This window comes from Streptomyces minutiscleroticus, from assembly GCF_014650875.1.
GTDB classification, from domain to species: Bacteria; Actinomycetota; Actinomycetes; order Streptomycetales; family Streptomycetaceae; genus Streptomyces; species Streptomyces minutiscleroticus.
On the sequence record NZ_BMVU01000168.1, the window covers coordinates 1 to 2,495 of the forward strand.

The 2,495-nt window shown below is 68.2% G+C and carries 1 protein-coding gene; it reads right to left on the reverse strand.

The features are described from left to right. Window positions 1–221: 221 nt before the first annotated feature. Window positions 222–1,868: a glycoside hydrolase family 27 protein gene (locus IE271_RS40660; protein ID WP_190195446.1), complete on the reverse strand. Its 1,647-nt coding sequence runs from the start codon at window positions 1,866–1,868 to the stop codon at window positions 222–224. Window positions 1,869–2,495 lie beyond the last annotated feature (627 nt).

Sequence of the window (2,495 nt, forward strand, 5' to 3'; positions counted from 1 at the left end):
CGCCCGCCGCTTCGACGGCGCCCGCGACTGCCGCCTGGCCGTCTTCCGCTGGATCGCCCGCTACAACACCCGCCGACGGCACGCGGCCAACGGACAATAGGCTCCGATCGTCTACGAGCAGCAGTCAGCTACTCTGACACTTGCCGCATAACAATACGAAGGGTGTCCACTCACAAGGGACAAGGCCCGACTCCGCGGAACTCGGGGCGGCGGTGCTTCGTTCACACGCGGGACCACTTCTGGCCGGCCTGGCCGTTGCAGGACCACAGGACCAGTGGAGTCCCGTTGGTGGTCGCTGCGCCGTTGGCGTCGAGGCACAGCCCCGCGTGGACGTTACGGATCGACCCGTCGGCGCCGACGGTCCACTTCTGGTTGCTCTGGCCGTTGCAGGGCCAGGTGATGACCCGGGTGCCGTTCGCGGTGCCCTGTTCGTAGGCGTCCAGGCACTTGTCGCCGAAGACGCGGATCTCGCCGCCTGCCCACGTGGTCCACAGCTGATTGGCGGCCGTGTGGCAGTCCCAGAGCAGCACAGTGGCGCCCGCGGCGGTGGAGGCGTTGTCCACGTCCGCGCAGCGGCCGGACGCGGTACCCCGCAGGCGCGACGTGGTGGCGGTCAGCGGACTGCCGCCGGTCACCCGGAACACGGCGACGCCATGCGCGGGGACGCTCGCGGAGATCTGCCCGGACGTGCTCGACGTGCCGCCGGTCCACAGATCGGTGAGGGTGAACGGCCCGCCGGAGAGACCGACCTGCGCCGCCGACGTGGTGACCGTCGCGGTGCCGCCGCCGCGGTTGAACAGGCCGACCGCGACCGAACCGTCCGACAGCGGCTTGGCGAACACCTCGGTGGCGCCGTCGTCGCGCACCCTGTGCCCGCCCGCGCCCAGCGGATCCTGATTCACCGCCAGCAGACGCGGGTTGCGCAGGATCGCACTGACGTCGGCGGACATGGTTCGGATGTCGTTACCGGCCATGAGCGGGGCACCCAGCAGGGCCCACAGGGCGAAATGGGAGCGGGACTCGGTCAGCGACAGGCCGGGGCGGCCGACGACCAGCATGTCGGGGTCGTTCCAGTGCCCTGGCCCCGACTGCGCCGCCAGCGGCGCGGTGACGTCCAGGACGTTGCCGACGCCCATCGGATAGCTGTTGGTGTTGCCGTTCTGCCAGATGTCCAGCAGGTCCTCGGTCGTCCGCCACAGATCGGCGACCTGGCCCCAGTCGTACGAGGCCCCGGTGATGGCGTGCAGGCTGTTGGGGTTGATGCTGTAGACGATCGGCCGCCCGGTGGCGCGCAGGGCGTCACGCATGAGCGTGAACCGCGAGACCTGCTCGTCACGGGTACCGCTCGGGGAGCACCAGTCGTACTTCAGGTAGTCGACGCCCCACGAGGCGAATGCCGCGGCGTCCTGGGCCTCGTGCCCCCTGCTGCCCGTGGACCCCGGATAGGCGCCCGTGGCCTGCGCGCAGGTGCGCTCGCCGGGCGCCTGGTAGATGCCGAACTTCAGGCCCTTGCCGTGAATGTAGTCCCCGAGCGCCTTCATCCCGCTGGGAAACTTGGCCGGGTTGGCCCGGAGGTTTCCCGCCGCGTCACGCTGCGGGTCGAACCAGCAGTCGTCGACCACGACGTACCGGTAGCCGGCGTCCCGCATGCCCGAGGACACCATCGCGTCTGCGGCCTGGCGCACCTGGGTCTCGGTGATCCCGCACCCGAAGCTGTTCCAGCTGTTCCACCCCAGCGGTGGGGTGAGCGCCGGACTGCCCGGTGCGGCCGAGGCAGTGGACTCGGCTGAGACCGTCACGGACGCGGCCACTGTCAGCGCGGCGGCCGTGAGGAGGCGGAGCAGTCGTCCGCCTGATCGTCTGGGCACCAGGGACTCCTTCAGCACACAAAGATGAAGAGGATGAGGTCCGAAATTTCGAGCACCGTTCGGAAACTTCGCGGCCCGACGGAGCCTAGAGATGTGGCTGAACATGTCAACAGTGCCCGCAGGATCGTTTTCGCCGCGCGATCGGCGATGCCGCGAAGTCGGCTTGTTCCCGCCATCCGGCCGCCGACCCGCAATGATGCAACCCCAGGGCATTGCGAAATGTTTCGATGGAACAGAAGAAACATGCGAGAGGGATTGACGGGGTGCGTGGGCCTCCTAACATCCAGATTGCTCGACCAGCCGTCCTGTGTTCGATATTTCGAGCAGCGGGAACCGGTCCGCACTCCACGAAGCCGAGGAGGCCCTCACATGGCATTGTCATGGACTCATCAACCAGTCACTCGTCGTCGGACGCTCGCGGCCGTTGCGGAGTACACGAACCCGGTGATCCGCCAGCCAAGTACGACCTGAACGGCGCCCGCGGTCAGCGCTTCAGCGGGAGCGCTGATAGGGGTGGTCGTACCACCGCACTTCCTCAGCGCGTCGTACGCTCGGGACGAGAGCGTGCGACGCATTCCCTGCCAGGAGAACGAGGTTCAGTCATGCGCCGCAGACTCCGCGCCTTGG